This window comes from Conchiformibius steedae (genome assembly GCF_014054725.1).
In the GTDB taxonomy this organism is placed as follows: Bacteria; Pseudomonadota; Gammaproteobacteria; order Burkholderiales; family Neisseriaceae; genus Conchiformibius; species Conchiformibius steedae.
In genome coordinates this window covers 625,285-644,890 of record NZ_CP059563.1, presented here as the reverse complement: position 1 = coordinate 644,890, position 19,606 = coordinate 625,285, and the positions used below count along the sequence as shown (strand labels likewise).

Below are 19,606 nucleotides of genomic sequence, written 5' to 3'. Positions count from 1 at the left end.
ATTTATTCACAAAAAAGTCCCACCCATGAACGAAACCAAAAAATACGCCATTTTTATTGACGGCGACAATATTTCCCCGCGCTATCTCGAACCCATTTTAAGCGAAGTGGCAAAAGACGGCGAAATCCTTGTCCGCAGAATTTACGGCGACTGGACCACACAAAACATGAACGGCTGGAAAGAATTGCTGCTGCAAATTCCCGTCCGCCCCGTACAACAGTTCCGCAACGCCTCGCAAGCCACCGACCACGCCATTATTATGGATGCGATTGAATTAGCAAACACCAATAAAGAAATCAATGCCATGTGCATTGTCAGCAGCGATACGGGCTTTTACAGTCTGGCTTTAAAAATCCGCGAATACGGCTTGTTTGTTTTGGGTATCGGCGAACAAAAATCCAATTCTTTGTGGATTAAATCCTGCAATCAGTTCAAACATATTGAAAAACTCTCGCTCTACAGCACCACTACCCAAACCGATACGGACGAAAGTGCGGCTGGCATGTCTTTAGAATATTTGCTTGACAATGCCTATGCCAATTCCAAAACAGATGATGAAGGCTGGGTAAGCTTGGCGCATTTGGGCACATCCATCCGCAATATTATGCCCGATTTTGACCCGCACAATTACAATCATGAAACCTTACGGGCTATTATTGAAGCCATGCCCGAAAGCTACGAACTGACTAAAGACGAATTGATTCCGCCCAATTACTGGCTGCGTAAAGCCCAAAACCACGCCGCCGAAGCCGAAAAATTATCAGGTGTGATTAAGCGTTGGATTAACAACTATGGCTTTATTAAAACCGATAAAGGCGATTTTTTCTTTTATGCCAGCAATATCCATAAAGACAGCCGCCAACACAATATCAAACGCGGCGATAAAGTCAGCTTTGAAGTATTCAAATATCCCAATCCGAACAGCACCCATAAAGACGAGCAAAACGGACGGGCAGCCAATGTTGTTTTTGAAGAATCATCTGATTAATGCTTGATTTTAATTGGTAATATTAAACAGCCTGTGCCGATGCAGACACAGGCTGTTGTTTTGCAAAATTTTAGGATTGAACGGTATAAGTCAGACGGTAGCCGCCTGCTTCTGCATGTATTGCCACATCGCCGTGCCTCACCAGCTCATACACTGCCTGCTCGGCATAATGCGGCGGCAAACCCGCACTTTTTAACAAATCCATCAAACCCGTATCACTGTCGGGTAATTGTTCGGCAGTCCGTCCTGCGATAAAGCGGCGCACACCGGCAAGCAGTTTTTCCACATCCGCCGCTCCGACATGTTTACCGTTTGGCGTTTCAACTTGTTCCGTTTCAACTTGTTCCGTTTCAACTTGTTCCGTTTCAACTTGTTCCGTTTCAACTTGTTCCGTTTCAACTTGTCCCGTTTCAACTTGTCCCGTTTCAACTTGTCCCGTTTCAACTTGTCCCGTTTCAACTTGTCCCGTTTCAACTTGTCCCGTTTCAACTTGTCCCGTTTCAACTTGTCCCGTTTCAACTTGTCCCGTTTCAACTTGTCCCGTTTCAACTTGTCCCGTTTCAACTTGTCCCGTTTCAACTTGTCCCGTTTCAACTTGTCCCGTTTCAACTTGTCCCGTTTCAACTTGTCCCGTTTCAACTTGTCCCGTTTCAACTTGTCCCGTTTCAACTTGTCCCGTTTCAACTTGTCCCGTTTCAACTTGTCCCGTTTCAACTTGTCCCGTTTCGGGCAAGACTTCTTCCATCGGCAAAGGCACATTCGGATAAACCACATCCTGCCCTGCCTGCAGCACCAAATAACCGCGGTGCTGGCACAAATGCAGGATATACAGCACATGCCCTACTTCCAAAGGCGCATATTTGTTACGGAACACCAAGCAGGATTTTAACAGTTTGTCGGTGCTGCGCGGACGGGTGGATGCTTTGGCGATAATGCTGCGGCAAATCTGTCCCACCACCGCATCATAACGCGCCCGCGTTTCGTCCACAGGGGCAAACAAGCCGTTTTGGTCAGCAGCAATCAGCTGGTTTTCCTGCAAACACGCCCACACGCGCCCTGCTGCCGCTTCCCTCTCTACGGCGGATTTGTCTGCCCAAAACGGCTGTGCGGCAATTTGTTTGGCGCATTCTTCAAACCACAGCTCGCGGCTGATGCCTTCGGCAGCGGCATGGCGGAACAAATCGCTTTCCTGTACCGCAGCAGTTGCTGCATATACGGCGGAATCCTGCGCGTTTAATTCGTGGGAAGGGGCAGCGGCAGCAGGTTTGGCGGTTTTGTGTTTCGGGCTTAACAAACGGTAAGCCACACGCGCATCGTCGCCAATGGAAATCAGCCCGCGCCACACGCACATCTGCACCAGCTTGTCCAACACTGCCTGCGGCATCCGCTCGTGCAAACCCGATTGCACCCGAAACCAGTTAAATAAAGCATCACGCGTTTGCGGCGGTTTCGGGCTGCGCCGCTGAATCCATTCATACAGCTTGCCAATCCATTCGTCTGCCTGCTGCATAAACACAAAATCATAATCCAGCAGTTCCGACTGCCCGTCCCGTATCAGGCTGCCCTGTTCCAGCAAACGGTCAATAATGTCTTCCACCAGCTTGCTGCGGCGCGGTTCGGGATAGGTCAGCCAGTCTTTCAACACAAATTCTTTCAAACGGTATGCCAAATGGCTGCGGCTGCGGGCGCGGGCTTCGGGGTGGTTTTTCAAGCCCTCCCAAGCCTTGGCTGCGCCCATATTCACCGTAATCAGATACGGCGGCAGCGCCTTATATTCGGGCGGCGGCAGATAAGGCGTTTCCCGTACAAAAGCACGCCCCTGATGGCGTGTTTGTCCGTACAGGCGGTTTGGATGAAAAGACTTTTGCGGTTTGTAAGGTGCAGGCACGGGCGGACTCACCCGACTGCGCAGTTCCGCTTCCGTCAAACTTAAAAAACTGCCGTCGCTCACGCGCACCGCATACGCACAATGCTTGTTCGCCAACATATGATTGATAACCGCATCAAAACCCTTGTCTTTAGAAAACACGCAAAAACACACGTTTTCTGCGCCATATTCCTTGCTAATGCGCCCCATTTGATAGGTCAGGCAAAAATCCAAAGCATTGTCGCCCGTTTGCGCCACATCAATCAGCTGCACCGTATGCACATTGTCTTTTTGCAATGCCAACAGGCTTTGTGTCAGTTCCGTAGGGATTTTGTCCTGCAAAAACCCTGTAAACAGCCACAAGCAGCACGGTTCGCTGCCCAAATCGGGAATATTTTTCAAATGAACATTTTCATTATCAATCATAATATGGCGCATATGGTTTTCCTTACTCGCAACTACTCAAGTTTTCTTTTATCAAATTTTTCCTGTTTCAACAAGCCGATACAGGCAGACAACGCCCAAAAATTGCCGTTTTGATTGATTTTAAAAATAAAAATTTCAAAGCCTGCACCCAAACACGCAAACATCTGCCGCAACGGTTTCAAACCCCCGCGCCAATATGTTATGATTTTTTGTTTGCAGACAAACGTTCTGCCCCACCCACAGCAAAACCATGACCACAGAAACCCCCAATCCCGCCAACAACGCCCAAGGCGTGAAACACAAAGGCGCAGCCAAAACCGCGCGTATTCCGATTAAAGTTGTGCCTTTGGAAGAAAAACTGAAAAAGCCCAGTTGGATTCGCGCCAAAATCCCCACAGGCAAAAAGTTTTTTGAAATCAAAAATATTTTGCGCGACCAAAAGATGCACACCGTGTGTGAAGAAGCGTCTTGCCCCAATATTGGCGAATGCTTCAGCAAAGGCACGGCAACTTTTATGATTATGGGCGATATTTGCACGCGCCGCTGCCCGTTTTGCGATGTCGGACACGGTCGTCCCAATCCGCTTGACCCCGACGAACCCGCCAATCTTGCCGAAAGCGTGGCGGCGATGGGTTTGCGCTATGTGGTGATTACTTCGGTAGATAGGGACGATTTGCGCGACGGCGGCGCACAGCATTTTGCCGACTGCATCAACGCCATCCGCGCACGCAGCCCGCACACCAAAATTGAAATCCTTGTCCCCGATTTTCGCGGACGTTTGGATATTGCCTTGGAAATTTTGGCAAAAAATCCGCCCGATGTGATGAACCACAATTTGGAAACCCACCCGCGCCTGTACAAACAGGCACGCCCCGGTTCGGATTACAAACACTCTTTGGAACTGCTGCGCCGTTATAAAGCGATGATGCCGCATATTCCTACCAAATCGGGCATTATGGTGGGTTTGGGCGAAACCGATGACGAAGTGCGCGAAATTATGCGTGATATGCGCGAACACAATATTGAAATGATTACCGTGGGGCAGTATTTGCAGCCGTCTGACGGACATTTGCCCGTGTTGCGCTACGTTACCCCCGAAATGTTTAAGCAGTTTGAAACCGAAGCGTATGAAATGGGCTTTACCAATGCGGCAATCGGCGCGATGGTGCGTTCCAGCTACCATGCCGACGTGCAGGCGGAAGAAGCCTTAAAAGTGTAAATTCTAACGCTATTTGCGACTAAACATCGCTATTTGCGAATTTCACAACGATAAATGCAACTGGGTGTAAAAATGACTCAACAACCTATTATTGAGATTGCTGAATTTCCACATGACAACCGATTGTGGCGAATTGATTATTTAAGCGAAATCACGTCTAAATTGCAACGTAACAATAATATAATGATTGAAGTCATTCTGCGCCCAGTTTCTGATGCAACTAAAGCTGACTTTTCTCAATTTACGCAAAACGGTACAGAAAATTTTGAATGGCAACAACGGTGTCAATGTAATGTAAATATTGGTGCTTTGCCGATTTTAACAATTGGTTCATTATGGAAAAATGGTTGCAAGCAACTTGAAAACGCCATTTCAGAAATCACAACATTTGAAAAGTTGATGATTGATGTTAATCAATTTCAAATAATTGATAGTAATGAAAGAATAGAATACGCAGAGAATAAATTCTGCAAATTAATCTTGCAAAAATATTTTCCATCAACTAATCAAGCTACTTCTTATTTAGTAATTCCCCACAACACTTATAAACGTGGCATTATTTTTCCCGTAATGGAAATAATCCGTTTTTATTATGCATGTTCCACTAATTTAGCGCATTTAGCTTTTTCTAATCCTGATAAACTTTCAACCATTTCTTATGATACAGATAATGAAAATAATAAAGTTATCATTCATTTGCCACAAAAATATACCGATAATGAAGCTTTCATTCTAGCTCGTATTTTATCTAATGAAATTGCATTTCAAGGTTTCACAAGCATTAAAAGCGCAATTGAAATTGCAAGTATTAACTTAACAAATACACTACCACTATTTAAAACACCCTTTCCATTTTCAGAGCCAAGCAATTTAACTGTTCGTGGCATACCTATCTACGACCGATTTTTAGTAACAGAAATTTGCTCCTGCTCCGCACCTTTTCCTAATGTGATTGTTATTCGCCACAATGACGGACGAAAAGCCAATCCGGAAACCGACATTGCCGAAAATGATAAAAAACCTTATCAACGACAACAGCCTACAGCAACAACTGATGATAATTTAGCGATACAGAACCAAGATGAATCTGCTTATTCACATCAACCATTGCAAGTTAAATTAAATATAAATTGCTTTGATGATTTAAATAGCAAGAAAGTGGAAAAATTAGATAAGCCTTTTAATCAATATCAAGCACAGCACCGTATTATCACTACAAATACGCAAGCCACGGGACTGGGTGTAGATATGGGTATATCAGGACAAACAACAATCCTCCAAGCCAATATTGACGCTACACAATCCGAAAAATCAATACAAAAACATCGGGAATCATTAGCAGCGACATTTGAGCATACCATTGAAATGATTGAATACTTGGAGGAAAATTATGCAGATGTGAGTGTTAATTTCTATTCTGATGAAAATACAAGTCTATTCATACCATTATTAAAGCCTGTCAATAAAAAGCAATGGTCTTACTTGGATTCTGAAAAGCGAATCAAACGAAAGGTTTTAATTGGAAAAATTGAGTATCAACAAAAGATTTTTTGGCTAATTGAATTTGAAGCACGTAAAAGCGAGCATTTCAATACTGCTCTTATTTATCTAAAATCGAATGATGATGAAATTTTATTAAAGAAATTATTACATGAATTAGCCTACAATAAAGGAATTTGGGATAAAATTTCGTCCAATCATTCTTATCATATTTCAACTTTTAAGCACACTCATAAAGACATTAAGAGTTTTGCTGAAAAAGTTTATGGCAAAATTAAAGAATGACACAACCAATCCAAGGAGATTATTATGAATCAAATGAGCATTCCCCCAATCCACCACCCATTCTCATAGGCTTGTCTACCACCACGCGCGTAGGCAAGTAGTCCACTTGTTCTCATCATAATACCCCCACCACACCGGTTCGCACATACGCCTCCAATTTACCCAAAAGCGCATGGTATTCCACCACCAAAATTTTAATCATGGTTTAACGGGTTTCTTTGCTTCCACAATGCCAGCCTTTCCTGCTGTTGCGACCTTAAATGTGGTTCTGCTTGCCAAATTAAGGCATACACTGCCTGTTTGTCTGCAAAGCAGGGAAACCAATCGTCTAAAATCACACTTCTGATTGCGCCTTGCTGTAAAACCATCACATACAGCAAATCAAAACAGGCTCGAGGGTGGTCGGCGATAAAAACCGGTGTGTGTTCGGAAACGATGCCCATACGCTTTAGCCTTTGTGTGCCGTCAATCACACCAGTACTACCCAAAAGCGGATTGGTATTGCAGGATTGGTTGTCGCCACACACATACAGATGCAGGGGCATAGGCTTGGCAAAAGTAGCAGCAGAATGCCAATCGCCCGTACCGTTGGGACTGTGAATGTTGAGCGCAACCATCAGGCTGATGTAACATTGTCGGCTGGTGGGTGGGATAATCAGGGACATTCTAAATTTCCCAGCAAAATACATATCTTACCATTCAGCCAATATGTGCCGTTCCGATTTAACTCCGCCAACGCTGTTTAATGCGGCAGAACAACAATACCTACACCGATTAAGCCAGTGTCTGCCTTTATCCGTGCTGCTGTCTTCCGCACGCAATCAGGAGGAAATTGGTATGGATTTTGTTTACCACTCGGCACGACTGTCAGGCAGCCGCTACGACTGGCACGATACGCTTACCCTGTTGAAAAACGGGCGTACCGCCGCCAAACCGTTTGCCGATGCCGTTATGCTGTTAAACTTGTGGCGCAGCTATCAGTACCTGTTATCGTGCTTTGATGCTAAGCACACAAGCATTCAAGACTTTATTATCAACAGCCATGCTTTGATTACACAAGATTTGCCGCCGCATCAGCAGGACAAACCAGTTTCCCATCATTCAGCTTATCCGGCAGCAGAGTTAAACCGCTTAATGACCGAAGAACAAAAACTGCATAACCCGTTTGACAGAGCCTTGTATTGCTACAATTATCTGGCAGACGGCAACCGTTTCCCCTACACTGCCCGTCATACCACAGCGTTTGTATTGATGAATGCGGGATTATTTCCCTGCATATTTTGGGCAGACGGTAGCCAAGATGATGTGGACAGCCTTGGGGGCGATGTTAAAAACAACAATCCTTCAAATGGCAGAAATGCTTTTATCCATGCCTATAAACAAACCGTAGCACGTTATGAACCGAAACCTGCCCCCGAATGCAGACGGGCTGCCTGAACAATCAATACCGCCCATAACCCCAACACATTCAAGAGGACTAAAAAATGGCGACCATTATGGAAAAAGAAAGTCTGATTGACCTGATTGCTTATGCAACATCAATCGTTGCTTTAAGAATGGAAAACTCTGAACAATATGAAGAGTTAATGGACTTTTTGGCAGAAAAAAGACATTGGACTTATGCGACACCGCATGAAGAAATTGATTTGGATTCGGAAGTCAAGCCTCTTCAAGAGATGATTAAAAAATACAAGGCATTGCCCTTACTTCCCCAATTTCAAAAAAATGCTTAAGGGTATAACGATATTGAAAATAGAAATCCCCTAAACAGCAAAGATACTTTTCCTGATGAAGCCACCCCATCGGTCGCCGCACCGTAGCATCTACCCCAAGCATACCCCCGAATCCTTACTGCCCTTGCTTAATGAAGTGGACAAACTGCATGAACGCTTTATCCGCTACAAACACTGCGTTCCCGAACACTCGGATTTATGGCGGGTTACGCGGGGAAAAGCTACACGCTTTGTGGACCTAGCACAGCAATGCGATTGAAGGCTCAACACTAACTTTAAGCGATACGATTTTCTTTTTACAAGAAAGTTTAACCGTTCAGGGTAAACCGCTTCAGGATTTTTTGGCGGCTCAAAACCATGCCCAAACCGTTGATTATTTATTTGAAACGGTTTCCGCACACAGCACAATAACGGAAGGGCTGATGCAGCATATTAACGCAATGCTGCTGTATAGTGTCTGCCCTGTGTTGATGTCTGTGCTGACAAATCAAGCGTGTGAACAGCCTGAATGCTTGACTGTTCAAATGCGGGAACTAATGGACTATATCGCTCACGGTTCTGTCCACGCTTTGCCAATCTATATGACCTGAACGGTAAACAATAGCTTGGAAATGTGTCCACGGTTCGGAACTAAAATTTTGGCATTTTTGTAAATTCAGCATCAGATTGTGAAGTGAACAGGTTTCATCTATTGATATTTCAATATATTCGCTTGTTTTTTCTGATGAAATTCTTTCAATTCCTATTTGACCTACGTCTGGATAGGCTTTGCTTCCAAACTGGACTTTATCATCGCTCTCTGGAATATATGGCAAAATAATACTTTTTAATTGACTTAAGATTTCATCTTGATTCATAAATTACATTCCTGTTTGTGTATTTTTCAGTGGTATTGTTCGCGTTCGGCCATTGATAGGTTTTATGTAATTTTAAACTTTTACAGCCCGTCAGACTAAGGCATTTGTGCTGATGTGGGTGGGGGTGTTTCCCTGTAAGATTTGGGCGGACAGAGAAGCAGGGCTGCCTGAATGGAGATTCAAGCAGCCTGATGATTACGAGAAATCAATAAAACAAACATATAAAATGGAAATTTGGGGCTTGTGCTGCGTTTCAATTCAACCTGAATACCCCCTGTTTTACAGTAAACGACCTGTTGTCAATTCTTTAAAACGATTAGGATTTGCATTAAATATTTGCATCCATCTTTTTGACTGTGCAATCATATCCTTTCTACACCAGATTAAATAATCAAATAATGTTCCATACTCATTAAGTTTAATTTCATCAAGATTGCTATCATATTCGTATACAATATTTTCATTTCTATTGGTAAATAAGAAATAAAAAGAAATATGCTCATTTCTATTATCTAAATAGAGCAGTTGTTCTTGTATTGGATTAATATTCTCCTTTTGAAAAAAATTAAATAAATCTTCATGTTCATACCAATACTGCTGGTTTTCAATACCAAAACTTTGACTAGTTGGTTGATAATTGGGATTAAATATAGTTAAATTTTGTCCTAAAAGAACCCCTCCTGAACATTTGCCCATTGTCATTAAAAATTCCCTAAATTGTCCTTGTACAGACAAATTATAACGTTGTTCAATTTCTTGAATTTCTGTTTCATTATACCCCTGAATTAATTCAGGACGGGTAAAATCATTATGCTTGGGGCGGATAGCCAATAAGGTTTCCAGTAAAGTCGTCATAATTAAATTCCTATTCTGTTTATTTTGAACCATGCTCAATATTAATTTTGATATTCATATTGCGTTTTTGAAAATCACTAATGCTCCCCCCATGACCATTGCCCCCACCACATCCCATACATGCTCCAGGAAAATCTCTATTGCTGTTTTGAATTTTTATTTCCACACTATGGATATTAGGGTTTCTTTGATTTTGCTGAGTAATAAAGCTCATCAATTTCTTTTCCGCATGATTAAAATTGGTTTGTATTGAATTGCCATCATTTACCTTACGAGTACGGTCAGGTAACACCCTATTATCACTACGAATTACAGTGTATTTTTTACCTTTAATTGTAATTTCTCCAGGAGCTCTACCACTCCAACTGGTGCCACTAACAGATAAATAATGGGTAGCCTGCCCATTTTTATGGTAAACAGTTGCTGTTGCAATAGAAATAGAATCAAGGTCTTCAGGTTTACCTTTTATTAAAGAATTTCTTTTTTGAGCTATACTGGTATTCTTATCCTGTTTAAAAAAACTCCTAATGTCAGCAAATTCCTTCCTACTCGCATCACTTAAGTGAGAAACTTTTATTTGGTTTCCTTTATCAGTGATTTTTTGTTGTAATTTTGTATCGTTCTTGGTGTTATTTCTTCCAATGTTATTATCAGAATGAGCTTTTTTTGTATTTACTGATGCCAGTAAAGGGTCTGCACCACTTGTTTTAGGTTTGGCATCTCCTAGATAATCTACAGCTTTACCAGCATACCTACCTTTAGGGTGGATAAATTGGGCAACCCCTTCTATTAATGTTCTCGCAAAGTCTCCATTTTGCTTGTGTCGTTCTTTAATTTCATCATTCAATATACCAGCATGGGAATTTTTTAATTTATCTCTATGAGTTTGTGTTGTATGTTGCTTAAAGATTTCCGAATTATTATATGCGTTAGGGTTTCTCGTTGCATAGTCCCTATAGTCCCAACCGAAATATTTATCTTGGCCTTTCATACCCAATGCAGAAACAGCAACTTCATCAGTATAACCATCATTTGAATTTTTATCGACCCATCTTAAAATTTGTTTTTGTAAACGAAGTTCGGCTTCTTCCAAAGAAATTTCTTTTCCCTCAACTTTTCTGACATGCCCTTGCATAGCTTCAGCATATCTTTTTGTTAATTGTATTTCATCTCGATGCAACTGACGGTTAAATGTTTCCGCATCTCTGGCTGCCGCAGCACCTGCCAAGGCACTATTGCCGTTACCATTTCCCGCAATTTCTCCAACTGCTGCACCACCCATTACGGCTAACCATTGTTGCACCGCTTTGCGCTGATTTTCATTGAGATTGCTGTTTTCCTGCAAATATTCTGAAACCTGCGTATTGAGCCACGAAGTCGCTACCGTACCTGCTACTGCGCCTTTAATGTCCGCTCCTGCCGCTTTTGCCTGCAATGCACCTACCAAGCCGTGCAATGCCAAACGCTCTGGACTGCCTTCTTTCCACCCCATTGCGCCTGCTACATCGCCTGCGGCCCGGAAGCCGACTTCGCCGACTAATTGAGCCATCTCTTGACGCTCGCTGACCTTTTTCAAGTCAAAAATCCGCTCCAACGGCTGATGACCTTCGTCATGGCGTTTAATGCCTTTCAGGCTGCTGCCATTGGCATCGCCGCGTACTTCAATATTGCCTTTGGTTAGAACGGCGTGGGTAGTGCTGCTTTTCTTATCTCCCACCGGCATCGCCAAACCGGGAGCAGCCGCCAAGTTCCCCAACATTTCCATGGGACTTTCGCCGTTGGTATTAAAGCTGATACTGCCACCACGCATTTGATAAGCGGCTTCGTTTTCCAAATCGTTGTGGCCTAAAGTTTGGGTGCTGAAACGGTTAAGGTTTTTATCCGCATCACTGGTAATGGCCGCACCGTTTAATTGGGTATGCCCACCGACATATAAATCCAATCCGCCTTTTCCAGCGTGCAGTTTGGTTTGCTCTTGAACACTACGATAATCGCTTTTGCTGTCGCTATAACTGAAATTGCCTTGAGCGCCACTATCACTACCGTAGATGGCATAACGTCCTTCCAACTGGCCGGAAATGGCTTTTTGCCGATAACGGTCAGTATCTTGTTCACTGCTCAAAGTGAAATTACCGGCAATATTGCCTTCTATGCGCTCGGCATTGACTACCGCCCCCTTCAAATCCGCATTGCGGCCGCTACGCAAAGTCAGTTTGTCAGCATTAATTGTGCTTTCTTCATGCCCGATACTTTCCAAGGTGCTGCCTGATTTGCTATAGCTGCCTTGTCCGTAGATACCGATGCCGCCACTGGCACCGTTACCGCCTAACTGACCGGCAGCATATACTCCTACTTCCGCACTCATGCTGCGGCTTTCACTTTCCTGATTCTGCCGTGCTTGCGTACTGCCGATTTTTAAATCACGCTTAGCATCTAAAACCAAGTCCCCTGTATTGAAATCCACTCCTTCCAGCAGCAAATCGCCCGCATCGGGTGTCTGCTTGCCATGTGCTTGAATTACAAATTCACTGCCTTTTTCACTGGACACTGTAGTTTTGCGTACGGTTTCACTATGGGCGCGGTCATGGCTTTCACTTCGGCGCGTGCCAATGCCTATGGTAATTTTTCCTTCTGCTTCCTTCGCTGCACCATTTCCTTGCCCTTGCGTAGCTGCCGCAATAGCCGCCAAATCTTTGACCCCATAAGCTGTTTTAGCCGCATATAAGGCTTGTAGGCGCGGATTGTCGCTTTGTGCGGCACGGTTTCCACTGTTTTGAATATTGGCAACCGCATCAGCCACATTACTTTTTGCTCCGATAAATAAGCCGTTACTTTCTTTAAAACGGGTCAGTTCACTATCGGCGGTATCAATCACTGCATGGTCTTTAATATTGTTACCAGAAATGCTCCCGCCCTTGGCTGCAATAATATCGGCACCGGTCAAATCAATATTGCCATCTGCATAGATGTCCACTTTTCCGTTTATGCTGCCAATGGTGCTGACAGTACTACTGACTTCGCCTTGGGTAGCAGCTTCACCCTTTTTGTATTTGCCAAACAACAGACTGCCGTCATCTATGCTGATACCTGAACGGTCTTTTTGAGACAGGGTACTGCTTTGACGGGTGCTTTGTGCGGTATCAACTTTGATTTTGCCTTTTGCCGTCAGCTGGGTATGTTCGTCCGATACCACATGGCTGCCAGTAATGTGCATATCGCCATCACTGTGCAATAGAACCTTATTGCCACTCAATACACTGGATACCGCTTCAGTGCGGTTATCGGTATGACGGTATGTTTCGGTGGATTTACCAACAAGACGTTTATCGGTATGACGGTGTGCTGATTCAAACTCACTACTGTTTTGCGCGGCAGTAATGTTCAAATTCTTGGCTTTCACTGCCAATATACCAGTTTCACTCTTCAGATTGCTGCCTTGTATTGACGCAGTACCGTTGGATTGAATCAGCACATTGCCTTTACCGTTAATATTGCTGCCGATAGCTTGTTTGATACCGTCAATTTGGTAATTGTGTTCGTCTTGGGTATGACTGTGCCGATAGCCAGTTTGTAATGTGCCGATATTTAGGCTGTCTTCTGCAAGAATAACGGTATTGCCCGTACCTTGATTGTCAATTTTACCAGCCTGCACATTTAAATCACGGGCAGACAGGGACAGCGTGCCGTTAGCACCTGTTACATACAAACCGGCTATCCGACCTAAATTTGTGTGTTGGCTTTCTGAATTGGCACTGTTTTTTTCGCTTGTTACGCTGTCTGCTGTCAGATTCAATGTACCATCAGAATGTACACCGAGATAATCCTTGGCGGTAAATGTTCCCCCTTGAATATCCATACTTTTCCCAGCACGAACCGTTAAGGAATCCGCGCGGGCAGAGCCGTTCAGATGCCGGAGATTTTCCACATCTAAAACCATTACTTTACGGGCATTGAGCGAACCACTGTTAGCTAATGTGCCGGAAGCATTTAACCGTAAATCGTTAGCTGAAATAAATGCCCCCGTAGGTTTTATATCGCCGGAACGCGCCACCACATAGACTTTGGGGACAAGTACGGTTTGGGTGCTGCCGTCTGGCAGGGTAACGGTTTGGGTTTCCAGCCACACAATATCAGCCGTCAGCCGTGCCACCTGCTCGGCGGTCAGGGCTATGCCAGGGGTCAGCCCCATGGCTTTGGCAGCGGTTACGCCGCTGTTCATCAGGGCTTTAAACTGTTCTTCATCGCTTTGATAACCGTCCAAACGGCGGAAGCCAGTCAAACGGTTAATCTGTTCATTAACCAGTCTTTGCTCATAATAGCCGTCCCCTAGCCGTTTGTGGGTATTGGCAGGGTCAATGCTCAATGCCTGCAACATATAATCGCTGCCCAGCCATTGACGGTAATCGGCAAAGGCAGGGTCAGTTTCAATCAACCAACCGGAGCGTGTTGGATTAACTGTATATAAACTACTATTTGGTAATTTAATCCCTGTATTTAAACTTAAAATTTTAGACAGGTCATGATTTGCTCCTGCAATAGTGGTCGTAGAAACACCTTCTGCAAAATGTGTTTCCACCTTACCTTGATGGTTTTTGTCATAAACCGATACATTCAGTTTAATGGGTTTGACAATATCAGCAAGTGGATAATTTGCTTTATCTCCCCATTTGGACCTGTGCTTTGTTCCTCTGCGATTCCAACCAACCCAATGGTCTTGCTTTGTACTATCGGTTACACGGATACGGTGTTCGCCTTCTCCATCAATTTGTTGGACATCATTTTGAATAATATCAATTCCATCAGCCAAAATATGGCTTTTATCGTTCTGTAAATTTGAGCCGTCTAAAATCAAGCGACCGCCAGAAGCAATGATGGCAGGCGAGCTTGCTTCAACTTCGTGTTGAGTTTCATAACGGGTATAAATATAACGTGTATAGTCTTCTACTCGCCGACCATCTAAATAAACCGTTTCCGCTTCGCCCCAACCAGTTACATTTGAAGAATCAAAACGTTTATTCTCATTTTTTGGTTGGTACTCTGTAATCTGTTTACGAGAACCATCAATTTCACGCTCAACAGTTTTGAAATGCAAATTGCGGTTAGATAGGTTATTAGTTCGTAAAACCATATCTCCAGCAGAGCGGATTTCAGCACTGCCGTTAATCAGGCTCTCTGCCCGCCCTTGGGCGGTATGTTCGGCTGTCAGGCTGCCGCCAATAGCTAAATCCCCTTCGCTGGACAGTAGTGCGCCTTCTTGATTCACAATCTGTTTGGCACCGATGTCCAAACGCTTACGCGCCGCCACCACCGCTGCTTTGCCGTTCTCTTCGCGGTTGTTCAGCTTATCTGCCGCCAAAGCCACATGATTGCCGTAAATCCGTCCCGTCCCGGTATTGAGCAGTTCCTGACCAGCTTCCACACGGGTCAGACCGTTGCTGTTTATCAGACCACGGTTGCTGACATTCTGCTTGGCGCGCACTTGAACGGCAGCTTCGGCTGTAAGGTTGCGGGTATTATTCAGACTGCCTTCGGTGCTGATGCTTAAAGCATTGCCCGCTTCCAAATCGCGCTCAACGTGTAAATCGTCTTTAACATCAATAGACAAATCACGGGCAGCCGCCAGTTTGCCCCGATTGTTCAGGGATTGGCTTTGCACTGACACATCGCCGCCCAATACACTGCCGTCCGTATTGTCAAGGTGCAGGGTTTTTGCGCCTTGGTCGTGAATGTTTAGGGCTTGATTGGCGGTAATTTCGCCGCCTTGATTATCCAAACGCTGGGAAACATTTAAGTCGGCATTGCCCGCCGATTGCAGTTTGCCGGCACGGTTGCTGACCTGCTCGCTGCGGACATTCAAGGCTTTACCCGCCGTTATCTGTCCACGGTCGTTTTGAACGGTACGGGTACGGATATCCGTGCTTTGCGCCAAGATTTTGCCGTCTTGGTTGGACAAGGTTTCGCCCGATACCATCAGGCTGTTCAGATTGACTTCGCCACGGTTGTTCAAACCGTTGTGCAGGGTCAAATCAATACCGCCGTTGGCCTGAATCCTGCCGCTGTTGTTTAATGCCTGACCGGTTTTAATGCTGCCGGCGGCAAAGTTCTGTACCGCCGGCGGAGTAGTGAGCGCAGACGCACTGCCACCCGCCCCCGCACTGTTGCCAGGGGTGGGGGCAGACGGGGCGGCTGTGCTGCCACCGCCGACAGTCGGCGCATCGGCTTCGGGATAGCCGATTTTGCCACTGTTGGTAAAACTGCCGGCACTTTCCACCGCCAAACCCTGCAAACCCGTTTGCGACATCACACCGCTGTTATCCAAACGCGGTGTTTCCACGTCCAAACGTGCTGCCTGAATATTGCCCTGATTGTTTAATTGCGCGTCCGCACGAACATTCAGTTCCCCGCCCGACAATACCGCACCCGTATTCTGCGCCGACTGCGCCCGCAGATTCAACTGTCCTTTTGCCGACACCGTGCCGCTGTTTTCCACCTGCTTGGCACGAATATCGGCACTGCCCTGTGAAGCCAGCGTCCCGCTGTTGCCCAACCGGCCCGCCGCATCAATACTGACCCCGCCCGCCTGGGCAAATATCTGTCCCTGATTGCGGACGGTGGCATCTTTATCGGTGCTGATTAAAGTAATTTTGTCGGCATACATACCGCCCAATTCGCCAGTATCAATGGCAACGGCAGGAGTATTGGTCGATGAACGGGGCGTATGCTTACCTGCTGCATCAAAATCATTTTCCCCTGCCGTAATTTGCAAATCTTTCGCCCATATCCCGCCATTGATTTCGGCGGCACGACTTAAAATTCGGGTGTAATCGGCATCACGACCGTCCAAACCGCCCTTACCGATGCCCACCTTACCCGCTCCCGCCACCTGAATACCGTCCAACTGCCCGTTGCGGATAAAAGGCAGCCCCGTTGTCAGCGTTACCCCTGCCGAATTGATAAAGCCGCCGCCGTCCACCTGAATTCCCGCCGGATTTGCCAACACCACTTCCGCCCGTTTGCCGCCCACTTCAATATAACCGTTTAACAAACTGGGATTGGCGGAATTAACCTGATTAACAATCACTCTGGCTTCGCCCGTTGCCAACCACGGATTGCCCTGAATCCAACCGCCCAACTGCGTCTGCGTATTGCGGCGGCTGTTGTTCAAAATCGCACCACGGCTGTCCACATCAAACTGACGGTACTGATTGACCGACACCCCGCCTGCGGAAGGCGTTTGGATATTGACTTGGGTCATACCGTTGGCACTGTTCAACACCGTGGGCTGTTGGTTTTTGGGCGCAGACTGATCCGCCTGAATGTCCGCAGCCGCAGCCGGCACAATCACAGCCGTTCCCATTGCCAGCATCAGCGAGAAATGCAACAGGGACGGCGCAAAAGTAGCGGTTTTGGATTCATTAGTGCGGACTTCAGTCATGGCGGCTATTTTATTTCCAAGTAAAAAATAAGCGGGTATCCGTCCGTATCAGACAGAAACAGATACCACGTTAAAAATATACAAAACTCAATAAATTAGTGGCAAAATGCCATAGCGGGCAGATTATCGGCGATTATTTGTCCCATGACAACGAATTTGTCCCGCTTTAGTATAAAAAAGCCTTTTTACCAACCATTAAAATGGGAATATTTATCAGGTAGTCAATTGTTTATTATTCATCTTTCTTTTATTCCAAGAGCAGTTAAGACATAAAAATCAAGCAAAATAGTCTAGTCCTTGATTAAAATTATTTTTCCTTAAATATTAAATCTTTAAACAGCAAAAGCAGAAACCATACGCCCTTTACCCCGTTTGGCAAAACGCAGTAATTAAAATAGCCGCTATTTTTTTACCCAACAGGAACGTAACCATGCGCCTTCGTCTGCTCACCCTATCGGTTTTTGCCGCCTTTTCCCCCACCCTGTTCGCCCAAACCTTCAACGAAACCTTAACCGACATCCAGCAGCAGCAAAATATCCAAGAACAACAGCGCAGACAGCAGTTGCAACAGCAGATGCAGGAAGAGCGGGACGTACGTCTGCCTGCCCCGCAGGGCGTAACGGAGTTTACCCCCGCCACTCAAAACCATGGTCCCTGTTTTCCCATTCACGAAATAGATTTGGTCGGCGAATATGCCGACAAATTCGGCTTTGCACTCAAATACGCCCAACGCCAAAGCGGTTTTCAGGCAGGTGCGTGTCTGAATGCAGACGACATCAACCGCATCATGACCTTGGCGCAGAACAAAGTGATTGAACGCGGCTACACCACCACCCGCATACTCGCCGCCCCCCAAGACTTAAACCAAGGGCGTTTGCAACTGACCCTGATGCCAGGCTTCATTAAATCCTTTCAGGTTTCCGAGCAAGACCGCGAACACACCCACAGCGGGCGCATTGCCGCCTTTCAAAACGAATTTCCCACCCGCCGCGACAAACTGCTGAACCTACACGATTTAGAACAAGGTCTGGAGAATCTCAAACGCATTCCCACCGCCGAAGCCGACATTCAAATCGCCCCCGCCGAACAACCCAATGAAAGCACCGTTCAAATTGCGTGGCAACAAAGAACCGTCCCCATCCGTGCCAGCTTCAGTGCCGATAACGGCGGCAGCAAAGCCACTGGCAAATACCAAGGCACCGCCACCGTTTCTTTAGACAACCCCTTGGGTTTAAGCGATATGTTTTATGTGTCCTACGGACGGCACTTGGGCAAAACCCCACGGCTGCATGATGAAGACGGACGCAAAGTCAAAGGCAAAACCGCCAATTATTCCCTACACTATTCCGTTCCCGTAGGCAAATGGCAATGGTCGTTCAACCGCAACGGCTACCGCTACCACCAAGCCGTGGCAGGAGCCAACCAAATCTACGACTATAACGGCAAAAGCATCAGCACCGATTTGGGCTTTAGCCGACTGCTGTATCGGGACGGCAAACGCAAAACCCATGTCGGGCTGAAATTGTGGAGCAAAGAATCCCAAAGCTATATCGATGATGCCGAAGTAGAAGTGCAACGCCGCCGCACCGGCGGTTGGACTGCCAACATCAGCCATAAAGAATACTGGGGCAAAGCCACCGTAAACGCCAATCTAGCCTATAAACGCGGTACAGGGCTGTATGGCGCACAAGCAGCCCCCGAACAGGCATTTGGCGAAGGCACAGCGCGTATGAAAGTGATTACTGCCGATGCCGATATCAACCTGCCCTTTGCCATCGGCAAACAGCCCTTTGCTTGGGACAGCAGCCTTCATGCCCAATGGAACAAAACCCCCTTAACCCCCCAAGACAAAATCGCCATTGGCGGACGACACACCGTGCGCGGTTTTGACGGCGAAATGTCGCTGTCGGCAGAACGCGGACTGTATTGGCGCAATACCCTTTCCTGGCAGTTTGCCAAAGGACAGCAACTGTATGTGGGCGCAGACGCAGGACGGGTATCGGGACCGTCAGCCGAATACCTGCTGGGACAAACCCTAGCAGGTGGGGCAGTGGGCATACGCGGGCAAATTAAAGCGGGCGGGGCATGGTCTTACGATGTGTCCCTTGCCAAACCGATTAGCCGTCCCAAGCATTTCCCTACCAAACGGCAGACGCTGGCGGTCAGCTTGAATGTTTCGTTTTAGCGACAAACGTGAGTTCGGAATAAGGAATCTGTAAATATTTGCCACACTTTATCTGTCAAATGGATAACGAATTGCGAAAAATTCGGATTGAATATGATTTCTTATCCCGAACTCACATTAAGACTATTAAGATTAATAGAATTTGATGTGGAATGTGCATAGATTCCGTCCTGATTTCTTTTTAATTTCACAGCACAAAAACCTATGATTTATATCAATTTTCACTTAAACCGAAAGTAAAAGGCCCATTCAAGAT

General features: G+C 45.8%; 11 protein-coding genes. 6 read left to right on the top strand and 5 right to left on the bottom strand.

Features of this window, described 5'->3' with window-relative positions; genetic code table 11:
• The first annotated feature begins 25 nt into the window (after positions 1 to 25).
• The gene (locus H3L98_RS03620) at positions 26 to 988 is read left to right on the top strand and encodes an NYN domain-containing protein (protein ID WP_034333764.1); all 963 of its coding nucleotides are present in this window, start codon (positions 26 to 28) and stop codon (positions 986 to 988) included.
• Between the two features lie 70 nt (positions 989 to 1,058).
• On the opposite strand, the gene H3L98_RS03615 is transcribed toward H3L98_RS03620, so the two are convergent.
• Entirely contained in the window at positions 1,059 to 3,293 is a 2,235-nt protein-coding gene (locus H3L98_RS03615; RefSeq protein ID WP_182078454.1) for a PIN domain-containing protein, read from the bottom strand.
• 238 nt (positions 3,294 to 3,531) lie between these two features.
• On the opposite strand from H3L98_RS03615, the gene lipA reads away from it, so the two are divergent.
• Together lipA and H3L98_RS03605 are read left to right on the top strand one after the other, a co-directional pair.
• A complete protein-coding gene (gene lipA, locus H3L98_RS03610; protein ID WP_027022423.1) occupies positions 3,532 to 4,500 on the top strand; it encodes a lipoyl synthase in 969 nt (322 codons plus the stop codon).
• Between the two features lie 72 nt (positions 4,501 to 4,572).
• Complete coding sequence (locus H3L98_RS03605) at positions 4,573 to 6,285, top strand: hypothetical protein (protein WP_027022422.1); 1,713 nt, start codon at positions 4,573 to 4,575, stop codon at positions 6,283 to 6,285.
• Positions 6,286 to 6,479: 194 nt separating this feature from the next.
• Here the strand turns inward: H3L98_RS03605 and H3L98_RS03600 are convergent, their stop codons facing one another.
• A complete protein-coding gene (locus H3L98_RS03600; protein ID WP_182078425.1) occupies positions 6,480 to 6,950 on the bottom strand; it encodes a hypothetical protein in 471 nt (156 codons plus the stop codon).
• Between the two features lie 43 nt (positions 6,951 to 6,993).
• Between H3L98_RS03600 and H3L98_RS03595 the strand changes: the two genes are divergently transcribed.
• Positions 6,994 to 7,722: a hypothetical protein gene (locus H3L98_RS03595; protein ID WP_182078424.1), complete on the top strand. Its 729-nt coding sequence runs from the start codon at positions 6,994 to 6,996 to the stop codon at positions 7,720 to 7,722.
• 47 nt (positions 7,723 to 7,769) lie between these two features.
• Positions 7,770 to 8,018, top strand: a complete 249-nt coding sequence (locus tag H3L98_RS03590) for a hypothetical protein (RefSeq protein WP_182078453.1) — start codon at positions 7,770 to 7,772, stop codon at positions 8,016 to 8,018.
• 533 nt (positions 8,019 to 8,551) lie between these two features.
• Here the strand turns inward: H3L98_RS03590 and H3L98_RS03585 are convergent.
• The 3 genes from H3L98_RS03585 to H3L98_RS03575 form a co-directional block, all read right to left on the bottom strand.
• Positions 8,552 to 8,875, bottom strand: coding sequence for a hypothetical protein (locus H3L98_RS03585; protein WP_156932325.1), 324 nt, complete (start codon positions 8,873 to 8,875; stop codon positions 8,552 to 8,554).
• A 279-nt stretch (positions 8,876 to 9,154) separates the two neighbouring features.
• Positions 9,155 to 9,730, bottom strand: coding sequence for an SMI1/KNR4 family protein (locus H3L98_RS03580; protein ID WP_156932326.1), 576 nt, complete (start codon positions 9,728 to 9,730; stop codon positions 9,155 to 9,157).
• A 19-nt stretch (positions 9,731 to 9,749) separates the two neighbouring features.
• Complete coding sequence (locus tag H3L98_RS03575) at positions 9,750 to 17,165, bottom strand: two-partner secretion domain-containing protein (RefSeq protein WP_182078452.1); 7,416 nt, start codon at positions 17,163 to 17,165, stop codon at positions 9,750 to 9,752.
• A gap of 430 nt (positions 17,166 to 17,595) precedes the next feature.
• On the opposite strand from H3L98_RS03575, the gene H3L98_RS03570 reads away from it, so the two are divergent.
• A complete protein-coding gene (locus tag H3L98_RS03570) occupies positions 17,596 to 19,350 on the top strand; it encodes a ShlB/FhaC/HecB family hemolysin secretion/activation protein (protein WP_027022728.1) in 1,755 nt (584 codons plus the stop codon).
• The last annotated feature ends 256 nt before the right edge of the window (positions 19,351 to 19,606 follow it).

Bases quoted from the DNA above. Each gene is read 5' to 3' on its own strand.
- H3L98_RS03590 (WP_182078453.1), top strand. From the start codon at position 7,770: ATGGCGACCATTATGGAAAAAGAAAGTCTGATTGACCTGATTGCTTAT.
- H3L98_RS03605 (WP_027022422.1), top strand. From the start codon at position 4,573: ATGACTCAACAACCTATTATTGAGATTGCTGAATTTCCACATGACAAC.
- H3L98_RS03575 (WP_182078452.1), bottom strand. From the start codon at position 17,165: ATGACTGAAGTCCGCACTAATGAATCCAAAACCGCTACTTTTGCGCCG.
- H3L98_RS03600 (WP_182078425.1), bottom strand. From the start codon at position 6,950: ATGTCCCTGATTATCCCACCCACCAGCCGACAATGTTACATCAGCCTG.
- lipA (WP_027022423.1), top strand. From the start codon at position 3,532: ATGACCACAGAAACCCCCAATCCCGCCAACAACGCCCAAGGCGTGAAA.
- H3L98_RS03615 (WP_182078454.1), bottom strand. From the start codon at position 3,293: ATGCGCCATATTATGATTGATAATGAAAATGTTCATTTGAAAAATATT.
- H3L98_RS03620 (WP_034333764.1), top strand. From the start codon at position 26: ATGAACGAAACCAAAAAATACGCCATTTTTATTGACGGCGACAATATT.
- H3L98_RS03580 (WP_156932326.1), bottom strand. From the start codon at position 9,730: ATGACGACTTTACTGGAAACCTTATTGGCTATCCGCCCCAAGCATAAT.
- H3L98_RS03595 (WP_182078424.1), top strand. From the start codon at position 6,994: ATGTGCCGTTCCGATTTAACTCCGCCAACGCTGTTTAATGCGGCAGAA.
- H3L98_RS03570 (WP_027022728.1), top strand. From the start codon at position 17,596: ATGCGCCTTCGTCTGCTCACCCTATCGGTTTTTGCCGCCTTTTCCCCC.
- H3L98_RS03585 (WP_156932325.1), bottom strand. From the start codon at position 8,875: ATGAATCAAGATGAAATCTTAAGTCAATTAAAAAGTATTATTTTGCCA.